At 63.8% G+C, this 17800-nt stretch carries 16 protein-coding genes and 5 tRNA genes; 7 read left to right on the top strand and 14 right to left on the bottom strand.

Going from position 1 to position 17800, the window contains the following annotated elements; all coding sequences use genetic code 11:
* Nucleotides 1-8 precede the first annotated feature (8 nt).
* Genes G5S42_RS19350 through tsaB form a run of 3 tightly spaced genes read right to left on the bottom strand, consistent with a single transcriptional unit; the run spans nt 9 to nt 2309 of the window.
* Nucleotides 9-995: a uracil-DNA glycosylase gene (locus G5S42_RS19350; protein WP_176108266.1), complete on the bottom strand. Its 987-nt coding sequence runs from the start codon at nt 993-995 to the stop codon at nt 9-11.
* Nucleotides 982-1476 (bottom strand): ribosomal protein S18-alanine N-acetyltransferase, encoded by a 495-nt coding sequence (gene rimI / locus G5S42_RS19345; RefSeq protein WP_176108265.1) that lies wholly within the window; start codon nt 1474-1476, stop codon nt 982-984. The genes G5S42_RS19350 and rimI overlap by 14 nt, the downstream gene beginning before the upstream one ends.
* Nucleotides 1473-2309, bottom strand: a complete 837-nt coding sequence (gene tsaB, locus G5S42_RS19340; RefSeq protein WP_176108264.1) for a tRNA (adenosine(37)-N6)-threonylcarbamoyltransferase complex dimerization subunit type 1 TsaB — start codon at nt 2307-2309, stop codon at nt 1473-1475. The genes rimI and tsaB overlap by 4 nt, the downstream gene beginning before the upstream one ends.
* Before the next feature lie 166 nt (nt 2310-2475).
* On the opposite strand from tsaB, the gene G5S42_RS19335 reads away from it, so the two are divergent.
* From G5S42_RS19335 to aceA, 3 genes are all read left to right on the top strand, one after another.
* The gene (locus tag G5S42_RS19335) at nt 2476-2745 is read left to right on the top strand and encodes an acyl-CoA-binding protein (RefSeq protein ID WP_152851132.1); all 270 of its coding nucleotides are present in this window, start codon (nt 2476-2478) and stop codon (nt 2743-2745) included.
* A gap of 426 nt (nt 2746-3171) precedes the next feature.
* Nucleotides 3172-4776 (top strand): DEAD/DEAH box helicase, encoded by a 1605-nt coding sequence (locus tag G5S42_RS19330; protein WP_176108263.1) that lies wholly within the window; start codon nt 3172-3174, stop codon nt 4774-4776.
* A gap of 400 nt (nt 4777-5176) precedes the next feature.
* Nucleotides 5177-6481, top strand: coding sequence for an isocitrate lyase (aceA, locus tag G5S42_RS19325; RefSeq protein WP_176110570.1), 1305 nt, complete (start codon nt 5177-5179; stop codon nt 6479-6481).
* A gap of 267 nt (nt 6482-6748) precedes the next feature.
* Here the strand turns inward: aceA and G5S42_RS19320 are convergent, their stop codons facing one another.
* Both G5S42_RS19320 and G5S42_RS19315 read right to left on the bottom strand, forming a co-directional pair.
* A complete protein-coding gene (locus tag G5S42_RS19320; RefSeq protein WP_018435495.1) occupies nt 6749-7183 on the bottom strand; it encodes a universal stress protein in 435 nt (144 codons plus the stop codon).
* A gap of 127 nt (nt 7184-7310) precedes the next feature.
* Nucleotides 7311-8213, bottom strand: coding sequence for a LysR family transcriptional regulator (locus G5S42_RS19315; protein ID WP_176108262.1), 903 nt, complete (start codon nt 8211-8213; stop codon nt 7311-7313).
* Nucleotides 8214-8375: 162 nt separating this feature from the next.
* On the opposite strand from G5S42_RS19315, the gene G5S42_RS19310 reads away from it, so the two are divergent.
* Together G5S42_RS19310 and aceB are read left to right on the top strand one after the other, a co-directional pair.
* Entirely contained in the window at nt 8376-9194 is an 819-nt protein-coding gene (locus G5S42_RS19310) for a haloacid dehalogenase type II (protein WP_176108261.1), read from the top strand.
* Nucleotides 9195-9270: 76 nt separating this feature from the next.
* A complete protein-coding gene (gene aceB, locus G5S42_RS19305) occupies nt 9271-10863 on the top strand; it encodes a malate synthase A (RefSeq protein WP_176108260.1) in 1593 nt (530 codons plus the stop codon).
* Between the two features lie 126 nt (nt 10864-10989).
* Here the strand turns inward: aceB and G5S42_RS19300 are convergent, their stop codons facing one another.
* Complete coding sequence (locus tag G5S42_RS19300) at nt 10990-11391, bottom strand: gamma-glutamylcyclotransferase family protein (RefSeq protein ID WP_176108259.1); 402 nt, start codon at nt 11389-11391, stop codon at nt 10990-10992.
* Between the two features lie 182 nt (nt 11392-11573).
* On the opposite strand from G5S42_RS19300, the gene G5S42_RS19295 reads away from it, so the two are divergent.
* A complete protein-coding gene (locus G5S42_RS19295; RefSeq protein ID WP_176108258.1) occupies nt 11574-12473 on the top strand; it encodes an AraC family transcriptional regulator in 900 nt (299 codons plus the stop codon).
* Nucleotides 12474-12520: 47 nt separating this feature from the next.
* Here the strand turns inward: G5S42_RS19295 and G5S42_RS19290 are convergent, their stop codons facing one another.
* The 7 genes from G5S42_RS19290 to gltX form a co-directional block, all read right to left on the bottom strand.
* Nucleotides 12521-12985, bottom strand: coding sequence for a GNAT family N-acetyltransferase (locus G5S42_RS19290; protein ID WP_176108257.1), 465 nt, complete (start codon nt 12983-12985; stop codon nt 12521-12523).
* Between the two features lie 150 nt (nt 12986-13135).
* A tRNA-Asp gene (locus G5S42_RS19285) sits at nt 13136-13212 on the bottom strand.
* Nucleotides 13213-13292: 80 nt separating this feature from the next.
* Nucleotides 13293-13368: transfer RNA gene (locus G5S42_RS19280), tRNA-Glu, on the bottom strand.
* Nucleotides 13369-13429: 61 nt separating this feature from the next.
* Nucleotides 13430-13506 (bottom strand) — tRNA-Asp (locus G5S42_RS19275).
* A 90-nt stretch (nt 13507-13596) separates the two neighbouring features.
* A tRNA-Glu gene (locus G5S42_RS19270) sits at nt 13597-13672 on the bottom strand.
* A 189-nt stretch (nt 13673-13861) separates the two neighbouring features.
* Nucleotides 13862-13937 (bottom strand) — tRNA-Ala (locus G5S42_RS19265).
* A gap of 119 nt (nt 13938-14056) precedes the next feature.
* Nucleotides 14057-15466, bottom strand: a complete 1410-nt coding sequence (gltX, locus tag G5S42_RS19260; RefSeq protein ID WP_176108256.1) for a glutamate--tRNA ligase — start codon at nt 15464-15466, stop codon at nt 14057-14059.
* Between the two features lie 489 nt (nt 15467-15955).
* On the opposite strand from gltX, the gene G5S42_RS19255 reads away from it, so the two are divergent.
* Complete coding sequence (locus G5S42_RS19255) at nt 15956-16900, top strand: patatin-like phospholipase family protein (RefSeq protein ID WP_176108255.1); 945 nt, start codon at nt 15956-15958, stop codon at nt 16898-16900.
* A gap of 112 nt (nt 16901-17012) precedes the next feature.
* On the opposite strand, the gene G5S42_RS19250 is transcribed toward G5S42_RS19255, so the two are convergent.
* Entirely contained in the window at nt 17013-17678 is a 666-nt protein-coding gene (locus G5S42_RS19250) for a C40 family peptidase (protein ID WP_176108254.1), read from the bottom strand.
* Nucleotides 17679-17800: the final 122 nt, after the last annotated feature.

The following is a 17800-nucleotide window of genomic DNA, read 5'->3' as shown; positions in this document are numbered from 1 at the left end:
GGGGATCGTCACTTTGATTCGTTCGACGGCGCGCCGCCGTTCGCGAGCCACGTGGCGCGCGCAAGGCACAGGTCCGTCCATGCCTTGGCCTTGTCGGGCAGGCTACGCAGCAGATAGGCCGGATGATAGGTGACGATCACCGGTACACCCTCGTACGTATGCACGCGGCCGCGCAGCGACGAAATGCTCGCCTCGGTCTTCAGCAGACTTTGCGCGGCGAAACGGCCGAGCGCGACGATCAGCTTCGGCTTCACGAGCGACACCTGGCGCTGCAGATAAGGTTCGCAACGCGCGACCTCATCCGGCTGCGGATTGCGGTTGCCAGGCGGCCGGCACTTGATCACGTTCGCGATATAGACGTTGGTGCCGCGCGCGAGCGCGAGCGAATGCAGCATGTTGTCGAGCAGCTTGCCGGCCTGGCCGACGAACGGTTCGCCTTGACGGTCCTCGTTCTCGCCGGGCGCTTCACCGATCAGCATCCAGTCGGCCTCGCGATCGCCGACGCCGAACACCGTGTTCGTGCGCTTCTCGCACAGCCGGCAGGCCTCGCATCCGGCGACGCGCTCGGCGAGCGCGTCCCAGTCGAGCGTGTGGATAGCCGGCAGCGCGGGCGCGTCGCGGCGTGCTTCGGCCGGTGCGGGGGCCGATGCCGTTGGATCGTCGAACCACGCGAAGTCGTCGTCGGGTGGTGCATCGAAAGTTGGCGGGGCTGAAAAGTCCGGTTGCGGTTGTGATGTCTCGCGGCGCGCGGCGGTTTCGTCGAAGCGCGGTGCGGGTTCACGCGGCGCTTGCTGCGGCTGCGCGTCGGCGGTTGCGCGCAGCGCTTCGCGCGCGGTCTGCGGCGCCGGCTCCGCGCGTCGCTCGTCGTTTGCGTGTTCCGCCAGCGACTGCGACGCATCACCCTGCCCGGCCTCCGCCTCGCGCGCGGCGAGTCCGCGACGCACCCACAGCGGCGCGAGTCCAAATTCTTCGAGCACCGTTTCATGCAGCGCCATCTTCGCCCTCCGTGGCAAACGACAGACGCATCACGATCGCGTCTTCCCGGGCGCGATGCCGCGCCGGATAATAATTTTTGCGCCGGCCGATCGATGCGAAGCCAAAGCGCTCGTACAACCGGATTGCCCGATGATTCGACGGCCGCACTTCGAGCAGCAGCCCGTCGAGCTTCTCCGCGTGCGTGATGCGCACCGCCTCGCGCAGCAGCGCGAGGCCCGCGCCGGCGCCTTGCGCTTGAGGTGCGACGCAAAGATTTAGCAGATGCATTTCGTCGACGACCGGCATCAGCACGCAATAGCCGATCAAAGTGCCCGTCACGTGACGCAGACAGACGCCGAAATAGCCGTTGCGCAGCGAGTCGCCGAAGTTGCCGCGACTCCACGGAAACTCATACGCTAGCTTCTCGATCGCGGCGACTTCGTCCAGGTCGCTTTCGGTCATCGGCGACATGTAGCGGTCCGTGAGCAGCACGCCGCTCATGGGCGCGCCTCGTCGTGGGACGGCTGGCCAGCCGCGCCGTTGGGCGCACTCTGTGCGGACTGCCCGGCGCTATGAGCCGCTTTGGCCGATTTCGCCGCTTTGTCGGCCATGCGCTCGGCGGTCGTCTGCGCGACCTTGTCGCGGACGTACTCGGGCGCGGCCTGATCGGCTGGTACGGTGCGACCCGCGTGAAACGCGCGCAGCGCCGCGTACGCGAGCGGCAACGCATGCGGCAACGCCTCGCCATCGACGCGCTGCGCGGCCGCAACCGCCGGCAATCGCTCGCCGAACGCGGCTGCCGCGTTGCCGGCGAGTGTGAACGGTACGTCGGGCAGCGCGATCCGCTCGGGCGCATCGAGCGACGCCGTCTGAACGGTGCGCCATTCGTGTTGCGCGTCGTCCCACGCGTAGTCGGCCCAGTAGATTTCGTCCATGCGCGCGTCGAGCGCGGCCAGCACGCGCGTGGTCGACGGATCGCGCAGGCGGGCGCTCTCCGCGCACGCGAGCAGCGTGCCGATCGGTACGACTGGCAGGTTCAGGCCGAACGCGAGGCCTTGGGCGACACCGGTCGCCGTACGCAGTCCGGTGAACGAACCCGGACCCGAGCCGAACGCGATCGCGTCGCAGTCCGCCAACGTGAGGCCGGCTTCGTCGAACAGTTCGCGGATCGCCGGCAGCAGGCGGGTACTGGACACCGCGCCGGTTTGTTCGTGACGAACCCAGACGCGCGGTTCGGCGTTGGGCTGACCGGCGGCATCGACGGACGCGGACACGAGCGCCGCCGAACAGAATTCGGTCGATGTATCGATTGCAAGGAGCACTGTTTGAGTCATGGACCGTATTGTAATCGGCGCGGTGCGCGTGAATGGTGGTTTGCGCGACCACGCTGCCCCCCTTCGCGGCCGCCCGGTTTGGAATAAGCCCTCGGCCCCGCGGCGGCGGTCAATTGTTATGATTTTCAGCCGATCTCATCTATCCCGCCACGCGGGCCAAACCACCATGACCGATATCAACTCCCAGTTCGAACAAGCCCAGCAGGACGTCAAGCAGTTGCCCGAGCGTCCGGGCAATCTGACGCTGCTGCGTCTGTATGCGCTCTTCAAGCAGGCGAGCGAAGGCGACGTGCACGGCGACAAGCCGGGCTTCACCGACATCGTCGGCAAATACAAGTACGAAGCTTGGGCGGCGCTCAAGGGCACCGCGCAGGACGCTGCTAAGCAGCAATACGTCGAGCTCGTCGAATCGCTGAAGAGCGGTGCCGCGGCCTGAGTCTCCGGCGCGCCAATCTCAATTCCCTACTGCATTCCGTCACTTTTTTCTGTCGGAATTGCCTGAATGGTGGCGCAGTGCAGCAAAGGTCGCTATAATGCCGCCTGCGCTTCACTGCTTCGCCCGTTTTTTCCAACGGTCCTCGCGGCGCAGCGTCCCATAGCGTTTGCTCCAATCCAGTTTAGAACCTGTCCCCTTCTGCCTAGCCCACTACGGGCTCAAGTCCCAGGCTGGCGACTCGCCATGTTGGCATGTCGCATCCGATACAGCTTCTAACGAAAAACTCGCCTTCATTGTCGCGAGTTGCCCCCGTTTTTCGATTTGCTCGCTGCTTTTTTGCTCGCTGAATCCGACGACTTGGGTATGCCGATTGGCGTTGACGTTTTTCATCCGATGAACCACCCAGGATCGTTTTCAAGGATTCACATGACTTTGAGCAACACCCCCAGCAGCCCGTTGAACGCCATCGCCGACGAAGCACTTGGTCTCGAGCCCGCCGCTCCCGCAGCCGCCGCGCAGGCTGACGCCAAGCCGAGCTTCGCGTCGCTCGGCCTGTCCGCGGAAGTCGTCTCCGCGCTGACCGCCGCTGGCTACGAGCACCCCACGCCGGTGCAGCAACGCGCTGTGCCGGCCGGTATCGCCGGCCGCGATCTGCTGGTTTCGAGCCCGACCGGGTCGGGCAAGACCGCCGCCTTCATGCTGCCCGCCATCGAGCGTTTCGCGCAGCTGCAAAAGGCCCAGGCGAGCCAGCCGCGCGAACCGCGCCCGGCCGACGGTGGCCGCGGCCGCCGTCCGCAGCCGGTCGCACGTCCGACCATGCTGGTGCTGACGCCGACCCGCGAACTCGCGATGCAGGTCACGACCGCCGCCGCGACGTACGGCAAGCACCTCAAGCGCCTGCGCACCGTCAGCATTCTCGGCGGCGTCGCTTACGGCCAGCAGCTGATGCTGCTCGCGAAGAACCCTGAAATCCTCGTTGCGACGCCGGGCCGTCTGATCGACCACCTCGAGCGCGGCCGCATCGATCTGTCGCAACTGCAGATCCTCGTGCTCGACGAAGCCGACCGCATGCTCGACATGGGCTTCATCGACGACATCGACACGATCGTCGCCGAGACGCCGGCTACGCGTCAGACCATGCTGTTCTCGGCCACGCTCGACGGCAAGATCGGCTCGCTGACCGGCCGTCTGTTGAAGGACCCGGAGCGTATCGAGATCGTCCAGCGCATGGAGCAGCGCACCAACATCTCGCAAACCGTCCACTACGTCGACGACCGCGATCACAAGGACCGTCTGCTCGACCATCTGCTGCGTGCCGACGGCCTCGATCAGGCGATCGTCTTCACGGCAACCAAGATGGACGCCGACCAGCTGGCAGGCCGTCTGGCCGACGCCGGTTTCGAATCGGCCGCGCTGCACGGCGACCTGCCGCAAGGCGCGCGTAACCGCACGATCCGCGCGCTGCGCGAGCGCCGCGTGCGCGTGCTGGTTGCAACCGACGTCGCCGCTCGCGGTATCGACATCCCGGGCATCACGCACGTGTTCAACTACGACCTGCCGAAGTTCGCCGAAGACTACGTGCACCGTATCGGCCGTACCGGCCGCGCGGGCCGCTCGGGTATCGCGGTGAGCCTCGTGCATCACGCCGAACAGGGCGCGTTGAAGCGCATCGAGCGCTTCGTGCGCACGCCGCTGCCGGTCAACGTCGTCGAAGGCTTCGAGCCGCGCAAGGCGCCGCCTTCGGGCAACGGCCGTCCTGGATTCGGTGGCCGCGGTCGTCCGGCCGGTAACGGCCGCCGCTTCGGCAGCGGCTCGGGCAAGCCGGGCGGCTACAGTGGCTCGCGCAACGGCAACGGCAACGGCGGCGGCTGGGGCAACAAGTCGGCCGGCGGTTCGCGTGACGGCTACGGCTCGCGCGAAAGCCACGGCGGTTCGCGTGACGGCTATGGTTCGCGCGACGGTTACGGTTCGCGTGACGGTTACGGCGCGCGCCGCAACGACGGTCCCCGTTCGGCACGTCGCGGCAGCTAATCGCTAGCCATCAGACCCACGGACGGCTTCGCGCCGTCCGTGGCAACAGAAGAAACCGGCGCTCAGGCGCCGGTTTTTTTTCGCCTATCGACTGCCCGCCCCAAATTTCACGATGTAAAAAAATTTTTTGCGTCGTAAAAAATCATGCTGCAAAGCACAAGAAGGACTATTGCAACAGGGAAAATATCGTTTCTCATCGCGAAACGTAGGATTTAACCTATTGATTTCATGAAAAAATAAATATTGGAAAAACGCTTTGCGGCGTCTATTGTGCGTCCATCGATTTGCCTAGACTCTTATATAAGACTTCACGAAACAGAACGCCTCTGCTGGCCCTACGCTTCGAGAAGACAGAGTCACCCATCCTCCATAACTGGCATCGAAGGAGCACATCATGACAATGACCCGCGAACAGCAAGTGCAGCAACTCAAGCAACAATGGGAAACGGACCCGCGTTGGAAGGGTGTCAAGCGCACCTACTCGGCCGAAGACGTGGTGCGTCTGCGCGGCTCGGTGCAACCCGAGCACACGCTCGCAAAGCGCGGCGCCGAAAAGCTGTGGGCCGCAGTGAACAGCGAGCCGTTCGTCAACTCGCTCGGCGCGCTCACCGGCAACCAGGCGATGCAGCAAGTGAAGGCCGGTCTGAAGGCAATCTATCTGTCGGGCTGGCAGGTCGCGGGCGATGCCAACGTCGCCGGTGAAATGTACCCGGACCAATCGCTGTATCCGGCCAACTCGGTGCCGCTCGTCGTTAAGCGCATCAACAACACGCTGACGCGCGCCGACCAGATCCAGTGGTCGGAGGGCAAGAACCCGGGCGATGAAGGCTACGTCGATTACTTCGCCCCGATCGTGGCCGACGCGGAAGCCGGTTTCGGCGGCGTGCTGAACGCGTTCGAACTGATGAAGGCGATGATCGAAGCGGGAGCGTCGGGCGTGCACTTCGAAGACCAGCTCGCCTCGGTCAAGAAGTGCGGCCACATGGGCGGCAAGGTGCTCGTGCCGACCCGCGAAGCCGTCGCGAAGCTGACCGCCGCGCGTCTGGCCGCCGACGTGTCGGGCGTGCCGACCGTGCTGCTCGCTCGCACCGACGCGGAAGCCGCCGACCTCGTGACCTCGGACATCGACGACAACGACCGCCCCTTCCTGACCGGTGAGCGCACCGTCGAGGGCTTCTATCGCACGAAGCCGGGCCTCGAACAGGCGATCTCGCGTGGCCTCGTGTACGCGCCTTACGCCGACATGATCTGGTGCGAAACCGGCAAGCCGGACCTCGAGTTCGCGAAGAAATTTGCCGACGCGATCCACAAGGAGTACCCGGACCAGCTGCTGTCGTACAACTGCTCGCCGTCGTTCAACTGGAAGAAGAACCTCGACGACGCGACGATCGCGAAGTTCCAGCGCGAGCTCGGCGCAATGGGCTACAAGTTCCAGTTCATCACGCTGGCCGGCTTCCACGCGCTGAACTACTCGATGTTCAACCTCGCGTACGGCTATGCGCGCAACCAGATGACCGCATTCGTCGAAATGCAGCAGGCGGAATTCGCGGCGGCCGAAAAGGGCTTCACCGCGGTCAAGCACCAGCGCGAAGTCGGCACCGGCTACTTCGACGCCGTCACGCAGACGGTCGAGCGCGAAGCATCGACGACCGCGCTGCATGGTTCGACGGAAAATGAGCAGTTCTTCGACAAGAAGGTCGCCTGAGACCAGCCGCTCGGGTCACGCAATCCCGTAGCCTGAACGCAGCAACGATTGGCAAATGTCGAGCGGCACCGTCACAGTGCCGCCGACACAGGGGGGACCGCGCCGTACCGGATTGGCAGGAGCATTAGTGCGCATGCCAGCGGCCGGGGTCTGAGAGAAGCCAGCACGCGGCAAGCGTGCGGCGAACCTGAACGCGCCGGCTTCGCCGCCGGTGCGTTTTTTTTGAAGGCGGATGCCGGCACGCCGCCGGCGGCGGCGCAAAGCGAATCAGCGATAGACGATCACAGGAATTTTCGTATGCGTGAGCACGCGCTGCGTTTCACTGCCGATCAACAGGCTGCCGAGCCCACGCCGCCCATGCGACGCCATGAAGATCACGTCGCAGCCGCCCTGCTCGGCCGCTTCGATGATGCCGAGATACGGCGCCGGATGCACGCTCGTGCGGCTCTCGACGTGGACGCCGACGCGGTGGGCCGCATGCTCGACTTCGCGCAGATGCACGCGTGCTTCGCGCTCGCTGCGTTGCAGGAACTCGCCGGGTGGTTCGACCGCGACATCGGAGAACGGCGAGTACGGATATTGCGGCAGACATGCGTACGCGGTCACGCGGGCGCCCACGGCCTGCGCGAGATCGATCGCGCCCGCTATCGCCTTGCGTGAAAGATCTGAGCCATCGGTCGGAACCAGGATGTGCCTGAACATGATGCCCTCCGTCGCCGGCTGCGCGCAGCACGGCGTCAGCGTCCAACAAAGCCCAGGGTGCAGGCTGCCCGGAACGATTGTAATGCGTATGAATGCGGGTAATTGCGTCCGTCTGGAGATTGGCGCGTCAGTCCCAGTAACCGGGTTCGCCGTACGTATGCTTGAGAAAGTCCAGAAACAGCCGCACCCGCAGCGGCAGATGACGGCGCTGCGGGAACACCGCGTGGATGCCGATCGGCGGCGCGGCGAATTCGTCGAGCACCGTGACGAGGCGTCCCGCCGCGAGGTCCGCGCCGACTTCCCACCAGGAGCGCCACGCCAGTCCGTGTCCGGCGAGACACCATTCATGCAGCACCGCGCCGTCCGAGCATTCCATCGTGCCGGACACCTTGATCGACACGACCTTGCCGTCGTGCTGGAACATCCAGCCGCGCTGCTGGTTCGCGCTCGCGCCGAGCGCGAGGCAGTTGTGGCGCGCGAGCTCGGCGAGGCTGTGCGGCGCGCCGCGCCGATTCAGATACGCGGGCGACGCGACGCACACGCGGCGGTTTTCGGCGAGCTTCAGCGACACCAGCGACGAATCGGGCAACTCGCCGAGCCGCACAGCGCAATCGAAGCCCTCGTTGACGAGATCGACGAGACGATCGGACAGATCGAGCGTGATCGACACGTCCGGATGCGCGACAGTGAATGCGGGCACCAGTGGCGCCACGTGCCGGCGCCCGAAGCCGGCCGGCGCCGACAGCCGCAGATGGCCGCTCGCCTTGACGCCGCCCGCCGACACGCTCGCCTCGGCGTTCTGCATGTCGTGAAGGATGCGCTGGCAGTCTTCGAGAAAGGCCGAGCCTTCGAAGGTCAGCGTGATCTTGCGCGTTGTGCGCACCAGCAGCTTGACGCCGAGGCGCTCCTCGAGCGCGTCGATGCGCCGGCCGATGATCGCGGGAGCGACGCCCTCGGCGAGCGCCGCCGCGGACAGGCTGCCTTTGGCCGCGACGGTGGCGAAGGTCTCGATCTGCTTGAAACGGTCCATGAACGATGCGCGCCGTGCGAACCAATGAAATCGGCGCAAGAGTGAGGTTTGTGTGCGAGATTAGGTACATAAAAGTAAAAGATCAAGTGATTTTTAGCCTATTTTTTAGCACCTAAGGTCACCAATACAATCGATCCCGACCTCTGACAGGAGCGCATGGCAATGTCGGCCACAACGACACCTTCCCCGCGAGCAGTGATTTTCGACGCCTACGGCACGTTGTTCGACGTGCATTCGGTGATCGCCGCCGCGGAGCAACTATTCCCCGGACACGGCGACGCGCTGTCGCAGCTTTGGCGCCAGAAGCAGATCGAATACACGCAGCTGCGCACGCTCGCCGCGCGCAGCGACGCCCCCGGCGAACACTACCGCCCGTTCTGGGACATCACGCTCGACGCACTGCGCTTCGCCGCGAAAAGACTGCAGCTCACGCTCGGCCGCTCGGCCGAAAAGCGTCTGATGGACGAATACGCGTGCCTGTCGGCGTTTCCCGACGCGGTGCCGGTGCTGCGCACGTTGCGCGAGCCCGCTGGCGCGCCGCGTGTCGGGCTCAGACTCGGGCTCGCGATTCTGTCCAACGGCAATCCGCAAATGCTCGACATCGCGGTCAAGAGCGCCGGCATGAGCGCCCTCTTCGATCATGTGCTGTCGGTCGATGCGGTGCGCGCGTACAAACCCGCGCCCGCCGCGTATGCGCTCGGCCCCGATGCGTTCGGCGTGGCCGCGCGCGAGATCGTGTTCGTGTCGGCGAACGGCTGGGACGTCGCGGGCGCGACGTGGTTCGGCTTCACGACGTTCTGGCTGAACCGGCAGAACCTGCCCGTCGAAGAGCTTGGCGTGAGCCCGCATGGCACCGGCGGCGGCATGAACGATCTGCTGGGCTTTCTGCAGACGCTCTCGACGTCGTCGCGCTCGGGCGGCGGCCGTCAACCCAAAACTCATGGCAGTGGCGGCCGCAAGCGCGCCAGCCCGCGCGTATGACGTCCCCTCGCTTTCGGGAACCCACTCCCGTTTTCAACCTTCGCACTTTTGCAATCTGACCGACCAAGGAGAAAAGATGGCTAATCCGCTGTCGTTGCCGCAAGGCATGGAAATCACCGGCGACATCAAGCCCGGCTTTGAAGCGATCCTCACCCGCGAAGCGCTGGAACTCGTCGCGGCCTTGCACCGTACGTTCGAGCCGCGTCGTCAGCAGTTGCTGCAGGCGCGCGTCGAACGTGCGAAGCGGCTCGACGCGGGCGAGCGTCCCGACTTTCTCGCCGCGACGAAGAGCGTGCGCGAAGGCGACTGGAAGATCGCGCCGCTGCCGCAGGATCTGCAGTGCCGGCGCGTCGAGATCACCGGACCTGTCGAGCGCAAGATGATCATCAACGCGCTCAATTCGGGCGCGGACTCCTACATGACCGACTTCGAGGATTCGAATGCGCCGAGCTGGGACAACCAGATCACCGGTCATATCAATCTGAAGGACGCGGTGCGCCGCACGATCTCGCTCGAACAGAACGGCAAGTCGTACCAGCTCAACGACAAGACCGCGACGCTGATCGTGCGTCCGCGCGGCTGGCATCTCGACGAGAAGCACGTGAAGGTCGACGGCAAGCGCGTGTCGGGTGGCATCTTCGATTTCGCGCTGTACATGGTGCACAACGCGAAGGAGCTGATCGCGCGCGGCTCGGGCCCGTACTTCTATCTGCCGAAGATGGAGAGCCATCTCGAAGCGCGCCTGTGGAACGACATCTTCGTCGCCGCGCAGGAAGCCGTTGGCGTGCCGCGTGGCACGATTCGCGCGACGGTGCTGATCGAGACGATCGTCGCCGCGTTCGAAATGGACGAAATTCTGTACGAGCTGCGCGAACATAGCTCGGGCCTGAACGCGGGCCGCTGGGACTACATCTTCTCCGCGATCAAGAAGTTCAAGAGCGACCGCGACTTCTGCCTCGCCGATCGCTCGCAGATCACGATGACCTCGCCGTTCATGCGGGCGTATGCGCTGCTGTTGCTGAAGACCTGCCATCGCCGCAACGCGCCGGCGATCGGCGGCATGAGCGCGCTGATTCCGATCAAGAACGATGCGGCCGCGAACGACAAGGCGATGGCCGGCGTGCGCTCGGACAAGGCGCGCGACGCCGGCGATGGCTACGACGGCGGCTGGGTCGCGCATCCGGGTCTCGTGCCGGTCGCGATGGAAGAGTTCGTCAAGGTGCTCGGCGACCGGCCGAACCAGATCGACAAGCAGCGCGTCGACGTGCTCGTGACCGCGACCGATCTGCTCGACTTCCGCCCGGAAACGCCGATCACCGAAGCGGGCTTGCGCAACAACATCAACGTCGGCATCCACTACCTCGGTTCGTGGCTCGCGGGCAATGGCTGCGTGCCGATTCACAACCTGATGGAAGACGCGGCCACCGCCGAGATTTCGCGCTCGCAGGTGTGGCAGTGGATCCGCTCGCCGAAGGGCAAGCTCGATGACGGCCGCAAGGTGACGGTCGAACTGGTGCGCGCGCTCGCGGGGCAGGAACTCGACAAGGTCAAACAGACGGTGGGCGGAGATACGAAGCCGTATGAGCGCGCCGCGCAGATCTTCGAGCAGATGTCGACCGCGGAGCAGTTCACCGATTTTCTGACGCTGCCGCTTTACGAAGAGATTTGATGGTGTCGATGACGCGGGCTCGGGCGCCTCGTGCCTGCTCGAGCCAGGCGATCGCATCAGCTTGAATGACGGCGCGCCGCGGACATACGTGGCGCGCTGCTCTATTGGCCGCTTGCGCGCACCGGCTCAGCGCGTGCGCCGATGTTTGACCCAGTCTCCCGAACGGATTTCGGGCAGCCCTTTTACCGCGTTCGGCACAACCGGATAGAAGCGGCAGTTCACGACGTTTCCGTCTACTTTGACCATCACCTCGCGGGCCAGAAAACGCTCGTCGACACCCGGATATACGGCTTCGATTTCGTCGAGCACCGCGACGAGCGCATCGTCGATTTCATAGACGTCGCCGACCACGTCGACGCCCGCTTCGTCGACGACGAGACCCGGATAGTCGCCAAAATCGAACAGATGGCCGCGCACCGTGGTGCTGCCGAGCAGGCTTGGCGCGGGGAGGTCGTTGCGCGCGGCGGCTTCGCTGATGTCGTTGGTTTCACCGGCACGCAGCGTGCCATAGACAAAGACGGTCTGCATCGTCGTTGAGTCTCCGTGGTCAGAGGTGAGATTGGTGGCTCGGGGGCCATCGGGACATTATGCAACGGTGGCCCGACGGCATCAGCAACCAGGCACGATCTACAATGCTTGGAACCCGCGCCGGTGAATGGCCTCGACCGCGCTTCGCCGTTGCCGGCTCCGTTATCCGAACCGACCTTGCCATGCCCTCGTCCGCCGAGTCCAACCCGTTGAGCCGCGTGCGTTTCGCCGACATACCGCCCGAGTTTGCGCCGAACGACACGCATCCGATCCGCGTGCGCTCGCGGCCGATGCCGGCGGGCTGGCATATCGCGCGTCATACGCATGCATGGGCGCAGGTCGCGTATGCGTCGCGCGGCGTGCTGCGCGTCGCGACAACGGGCACGACGTGGATGGTGCCGCCATCGCGCGCGATCTGGTTGCCGCCGCATGTCACGCACGAAGTGGTCGCCGTCGAGGATGCGTTCCTGCGCACGCTGTACATCACCGAGAGTACGGTGCCGGCCGGGCTCGATACGCCGCGCGTCGTCGAAGTATCGAACCTGTTGCGCGAGGTGATTGCCGCGCTCGATACGCCTGGCCTGTCCGCCGCACGCGAGCAACTGCTCGGCGCGCTCGCCCTCGATGAACTGACGCGCTCCGAGCCGTTGCCGCTGTCCGTGCCGATGCCCAGCGAAAAGCGCCTGCGCGCGCTGTGCGAGGCCGTGATCGCCGACCCGATGCATGGCGAGCCGCTCGAACAGTGGGCGTCGACGGTCGGCGCGAGCACGCGGACGATCGCGCGGCTGTTTCGTCAGGAGCTGGGGGTGAGTTTTTCGCAGTGGCGTCAGCAGGCGATCCTCGCGCGCGCCATTCCCTTGTTGAGCCAGGGACGGCCGCTGTCGCATGTCGCGCAGGAACTGGGCTATCAGAGCCAAAGCGCCTTCTCCGCGATGTTCCGGCGCGCGTTCGGCGCGAGTCCACGCGCGTTTATCGACCGAGGCGCCGAGCATCGCGCAAGCAACGGCGAGCATGATGATGCGCAAGCGGATGATGAAACGGCACAGGATCAAGCCGGTTCGGCTGATGTTGCCGAGCGGTGAACGTCGATGCGTGGCGGTGCGAGTCGGCGAACCACGCAGACCTGGCCTCAAACCCGCCGCGCCAGATGACGGATTGCGCCTAGCTGCGCGAGCCGCGGCCCGGCGAGCTTATAGCCCTTGCGCTGATAGAGCCGCGCAGCCGGATTATCGACGAACACGCGCAACTGCAACTCGCGCAGCCCCCGCTCGCGCGCCCATTGATGCGAGATGTCGAGAAGAAACGTACCGGCGCCAAGCCGCCGATATCCTTCGGCAATCTGCACGTCGCGGATATGCAGCGAATCACCCTCCTCGGTGATACGCAGCACGCCCATCGGCACGCTATCCACTTCGAGAATGAAATTCTCCGATTCCCGCCAACTGCCGAGAAACAGATCGCTGCGCCAGACCAGATGATGCCGGCGATAGTAGCCGCCCATGTTGTTGCGGGTCAGCGCCTCGGCAAACTCGAAATCGTCCATGCTTGCCGTGCGCAGATGAAACGGTGACGGGGCTTCGGTTGGATCGAACATGGCAGGACCGCGAGGATGAGTCGGATCAACGGTAAAACAGGCCGCGCGCGCTGGCAATGGCTGTTTGTCCCGAGCTTTCCGCGAGGCGGCCGGCAACGGGCAGCCGAAATAAAAAAAGCCCACTTCTCGTGAAGTGGGCTTTCTCAAATCTGGCGGAGCGGACGGGGCTCGAACCCGCGACCCCCGGCGTGACAGGCCGGTATTCTAACCAACTGAACTACCGCTCCAGATTTTGCATCGCAGTCTGCGAGCCATGCTCACAGCCTGCTGCACCGTTCAAACTTCCAACCGAACGACGCCGATGTTCTGGCGTCCCCTAGGGGATTCGAACCCCTGTACTCACCGTGAAAGGGTGATGTCCTAGGCCTCTAGACGAAGGGGACAACGTACTGCTTACACCTTTAATGAAAAAGCCCGTTCAGGTATGTGTGAACGGGCTTTGTCTGGCGGAGTGGACGGGACTCGAACCCGCGACCCCCGGCGTGACAGGCCGGTATTCTAACCGACTGAACTACCACTCCAGTCTTTACACCCTGCTTGCGAGCGTCGGTTAATTCTCTGCAAGCTGCGCTGCTTTACTACTACTCGAATACTAAAGCGACGCTGATGTTTGGCGTCCCCTAGGGGATTCGAACCCCTGTACTCACCGTGAAAGGGTGATGTCCTAGGCCTCTAGACGAAGGGGACAAAATCTTTTCAGATCCGTCTTAATTCTCTTTCGACTTATTCAGCTCGCCCTAACTTTTCAGTTAATTCGCTGAGCTTTTTAACGTCAACTGCGAAGACCGATATTTTAACTACGTTTCAGCGATTTGTGAAGTCTTTTTTTCTACAACTTTCAGACTTCTTAACCACTTTAACTTCTCTCTGCTGTGTTGGTGGAGGTAAGCGGGATCGAACCGCTGACCTCTTGCATGCCATGCAAGCGCTCTCCCAGCTGAGCTATACCCCCGCGCACATCAGAGAAACGAGATTCTAGAGGGCGATCTGCGGTTTGTAAATACCCTTTGAGCAATTACATGCGATTTTTCCGAAGGCGTGCGAAACCCTGTCACGCACGCCCGCAGCTGATCAGCCAAGCGCTGTTTCGATACGGCCAACGACGACGTCGCGACCGAACAGCATCAGCACGCTATCGATCGACGGAGTATGCGTCGTACCCGCCACCAGCAAACGCACCGGCATCGCGAGCTGCGGCATCTTCAGCTTGTGCGCGCCGAGCGTAGCCTTCAGCGCGGCGGCGATCGCCTCCTTGGTCCATTCGACCGTCTTCAATGCAGCGGCCAGATCAGCGAGCGCCGGACGAACCGCGTCGGTCACGTGCTGTGCAAGCGACTCCGCATCGGGTGCCGGCGTGCGATAGAACATCGCGGAGTTCTGCGCAATTTCCTTCACTGTCGACGCACGATCCTTCATCAGGCCCACCACGCCCGTCAAATCCGGACCTTGCGCGAGTGTGGCTTCGTCGATGCCGAGCTCCGCGAAGAACGGTATCGCCAGTTCGGCGAGGCGTGCGTTGTCGGCTTCCTTGATGTAGTGCGCGTTGAGCCAGTTCAGCTTGTCATGGTCGTACTGCGCCGGCGACTTGCCGAGGTGCTCGAGATCGAACCACTCGACGAACTGCTCGCGCGTGAAAATCTCCGCGTCGCCATGCGACCAGCCGAGGCGCGCCAGATAGTTGACGACCGCTTCCGGCAGATACCCTGCATCGCGATAACCCATCACGCTCATCGCGCCGTGGCGCTTGCTCATCTTCTCGCCCTGCTCGTTCAGCACGGTCGGCAAATGTGCATACACCGGCGGCTCGCCGCCCAGCGCGCGCAGAATGTTGATCTGCCGCGGCGTGTTGTTGACGTGGTCGTCGCCGCGGATCACGTGAGTGATGCGCATGTCGAGATCGTCGACGACGACGCAGAAGTTATACGTCGGCGTGCCGTCCGGACGGGCGATCACGAGGTCGTCGAGTTCTTCGTTCGAGATTTCGATGCGGCCTTTCACCGCGTCGTCCCACGCGACCACGCCGGTCAGCGGATTACGAAAGCGCAGCACCGGCGTCACGCCCGCGGGCGGCTCCGGCAGGACCTTGCCCGGCTCCGGACGCCACGTGCCATCGTAGCGCGGCTTTTCACCCGCTTCGCGCTGACGCTCGCGCAGCGCGTCGAGCTCTTCGGTCGACATGTAGCACGGGTAGACGAGCCCGGCGTCCTGCATCTGCTTCAGCACTTCGCGGTAACGGTCCATGCGCTGCATCTGGTAGAACGGGCCTTCGTCGAAATCGAGACCAAGCCATGCCATGCCCTCGAGAATCGCGTCGACCGATTCGGTCGTGGAGCGCTCGACGTCGGTGTCCTCGACCCGCAGCACGAAGGTCCCTTTCATCTTGCGCGCGAACGCCCACGGATACAGCGCGGAGCGGATGTTGCCCAGGTGGATGAAGCCGGTGGGACTCGGTGCGAATCGGGTACGAACGGAGGTGGTCATTAGCGGTTACTCGGAAAACAGGCGCCGGCGCTCGAGCGAACATGGCTGCGAAGCGCGGCAGCGAAGCGTGCCCATGCTGCGCGCGATGTCGCGCACGGCCACGAGGGAAATAGATGCAAGAGGCGAATTATACCTTCCGCCCGCGGGTTGCCGCCCTCGTCCGAACGGCCTAAGGCGCATGGGCGAACGGCGTCCGGACACCTGCGCAGGCACCTTCCCTCCGCTCACCGAACTCATCTTGAAAAGACGCGGCCCCAGTTCCGAATACTTCCTCTGCAACGTTTCATTACAGCGGACCGCGCGCGCTGATCGTTTGCATTAAGATGTGCGCGCGCTGATATAAGGGCTTGCCCCGCACATCGATCCGATAGGAACGGGACACTCTCCAGCGCGCGGAATCGCCGCCGGCGATACGCCTGGCCTGACCTCAGCCTGATCGCGGTACGCGCGACGCCGCCTGCGTCGCCCGCGCCGCAGCTGGAGAACTCGTTGAAACCCTCATCCCCAAGTTTGAGCCGCCGCAGCTTTTCGCTGGCGGCCGCATCCGCGGTGCTTGCCGCCTGCACCACGACCAACGGCAAACTCAATGGCGCGCCCATCACCGCGACGCCCGCCGTTGCGCCGCCTGAAAAAGCGCAACAGAAACCGGTTCGCGTCGCGCTCGCTCTCGGCGGCGGCGCCGCGCGCGGCTTTGCGCACATCGGCGTGATCAAGGCGCTCGAGGCGCGCAATATTCAGATCGACCTGATCGCCGGCACGAGCGCCGGCTCCGTGGTCGGCGCGCTGTACGCGTCGGGTATGAACGGTTTCGCGCTGAACAAGCTCGCGCTGTCGATGGACGAAGCGTCGATCAGCGACTGGGCGATGCCGTTTCGTACGCGCGGCTTCCTGCAGGGCGTCGCGCTGCAGAACTACCTGAACACGACGCTGAACAACCGCCCGATCGAGAAGATGGCGAGGCCTCTCGGCGTAGTCGCGACCGATCTGCAAACCGGCCAGCCGATCCTGTTCCAGCGCGGCAACACCGGCACCGCGGTGCGCGCGTCGTGCAGCGTGCCGTCGATTTTCGAGCCGGTGAAGATCGGCGGCCACGAGTATGTGGATGGGGGTCTCGTGAGCCCCGTACCGGCGTCGTTCGCGCGCAAGATGGGCGGGGATTTCGTCATCGCCGTCGATATCTCGCAGCGGCCGGAGACCGGCCTCACCACGAGCTCGTTCGACGTGCTGATGCAGACCTTCACGATCATGGGCCAGACGATCAAGGCCTACGAGCTCGACAAGTACGCCGACGTGGTGATCCGGCCGAATCTCGCGGCGATGAGCGGCAGTGATTTCTCACAGCGCAACGCGGCGATCCTCGCCGGCGAGGAAGCGGTCGCGAAGATGATGCCGGAATTGCAGCGCAAGCTCGCCGCGCGGCGCATGGGCGCGTGAAAACCTCGTGGCGCACGGTCGCCGTGCGCCACCAGGGCAAAATTCGCGCATCAAATGCAAAAAGCCTGCTTCGAAAGAAGCAGGCTTTTTTATCGCCGGACTCAGCGCGGAATCAGTTATTTCCGCTGATCGTCGCGGTCACGCGCTTGCGCAGATCGTCGGCCTGATACGAGGTCTCGATCCGACGCGCACCCGTGAAGCGCTTTTCCCAGTAGCCGTCATCCATGTCGTCGACGCGGATCGTGCTGCCAGTGGACGGCGAGTGCACGAACTTGTTGTCGCCGATATAGATGCCGACGTGCGAGAACGTGCGGCGCATCGTATTGAAGAACACCAGATCGCCCGGCTTCAGGTCGCTGACGCGCACCTTCTCGCCCATCCGGCTCATTTCCTCGGCACGACGCGGCAGCGCGAGGCCGAGCGTGTCCTGGAACACGTAGCGCACGAAACCGCTGCAATCAAGCCCTGAATCTGGTGTATTGCCGCCCCAACGGTAGCGAACACCGATCATGTTCAGCGCGCCGACCACCACGTCACCCGCTTTGCCGGCCATACCGGAAAGGAATGATTTGGCGCCGCTGCTCTCGGTGCTAGCAGCCTTGGGTTGCGGAGTGAGGAGGGAGAGAGGATCCGAGCCGTTGGTGGTCGGATACGAGGCATTCTGATTAAAACCGCTTACTTCATCGGCGAATGCGCCGGGAGCTGCTGCCATCAAGACGCCAATGAACATCCCGGCGACGACGCGCGTGCAAGCCTGGGTGAAGTTTCTGTGCTGCATTGGTCGGTAGTTTTTGCCAAAAAATCAGACGTCTACGAAAAAGTTTGGTCGATACTAGCCAGTAAGTATTTGCGTGTCAAAAGGAATAGAAAAAATCAATCGCGACGCGCACTCAATTGGTG

This window comes from Paraburkholderia youngii, from assembly GCF_013366925.1.
GTDB classification, from domain to species: domain Bacteria; phylum Pseudomonadota; class Gammaproteobacteria; order Burkholderiales; family Burkholderiaceae; genus Paraburkholderia; species Paraburkholderia youngii.
Note: the sequence above shows the minus strand (reverse complement) of the source record. Positions and strands in the feature narration are given on the sequence as shown.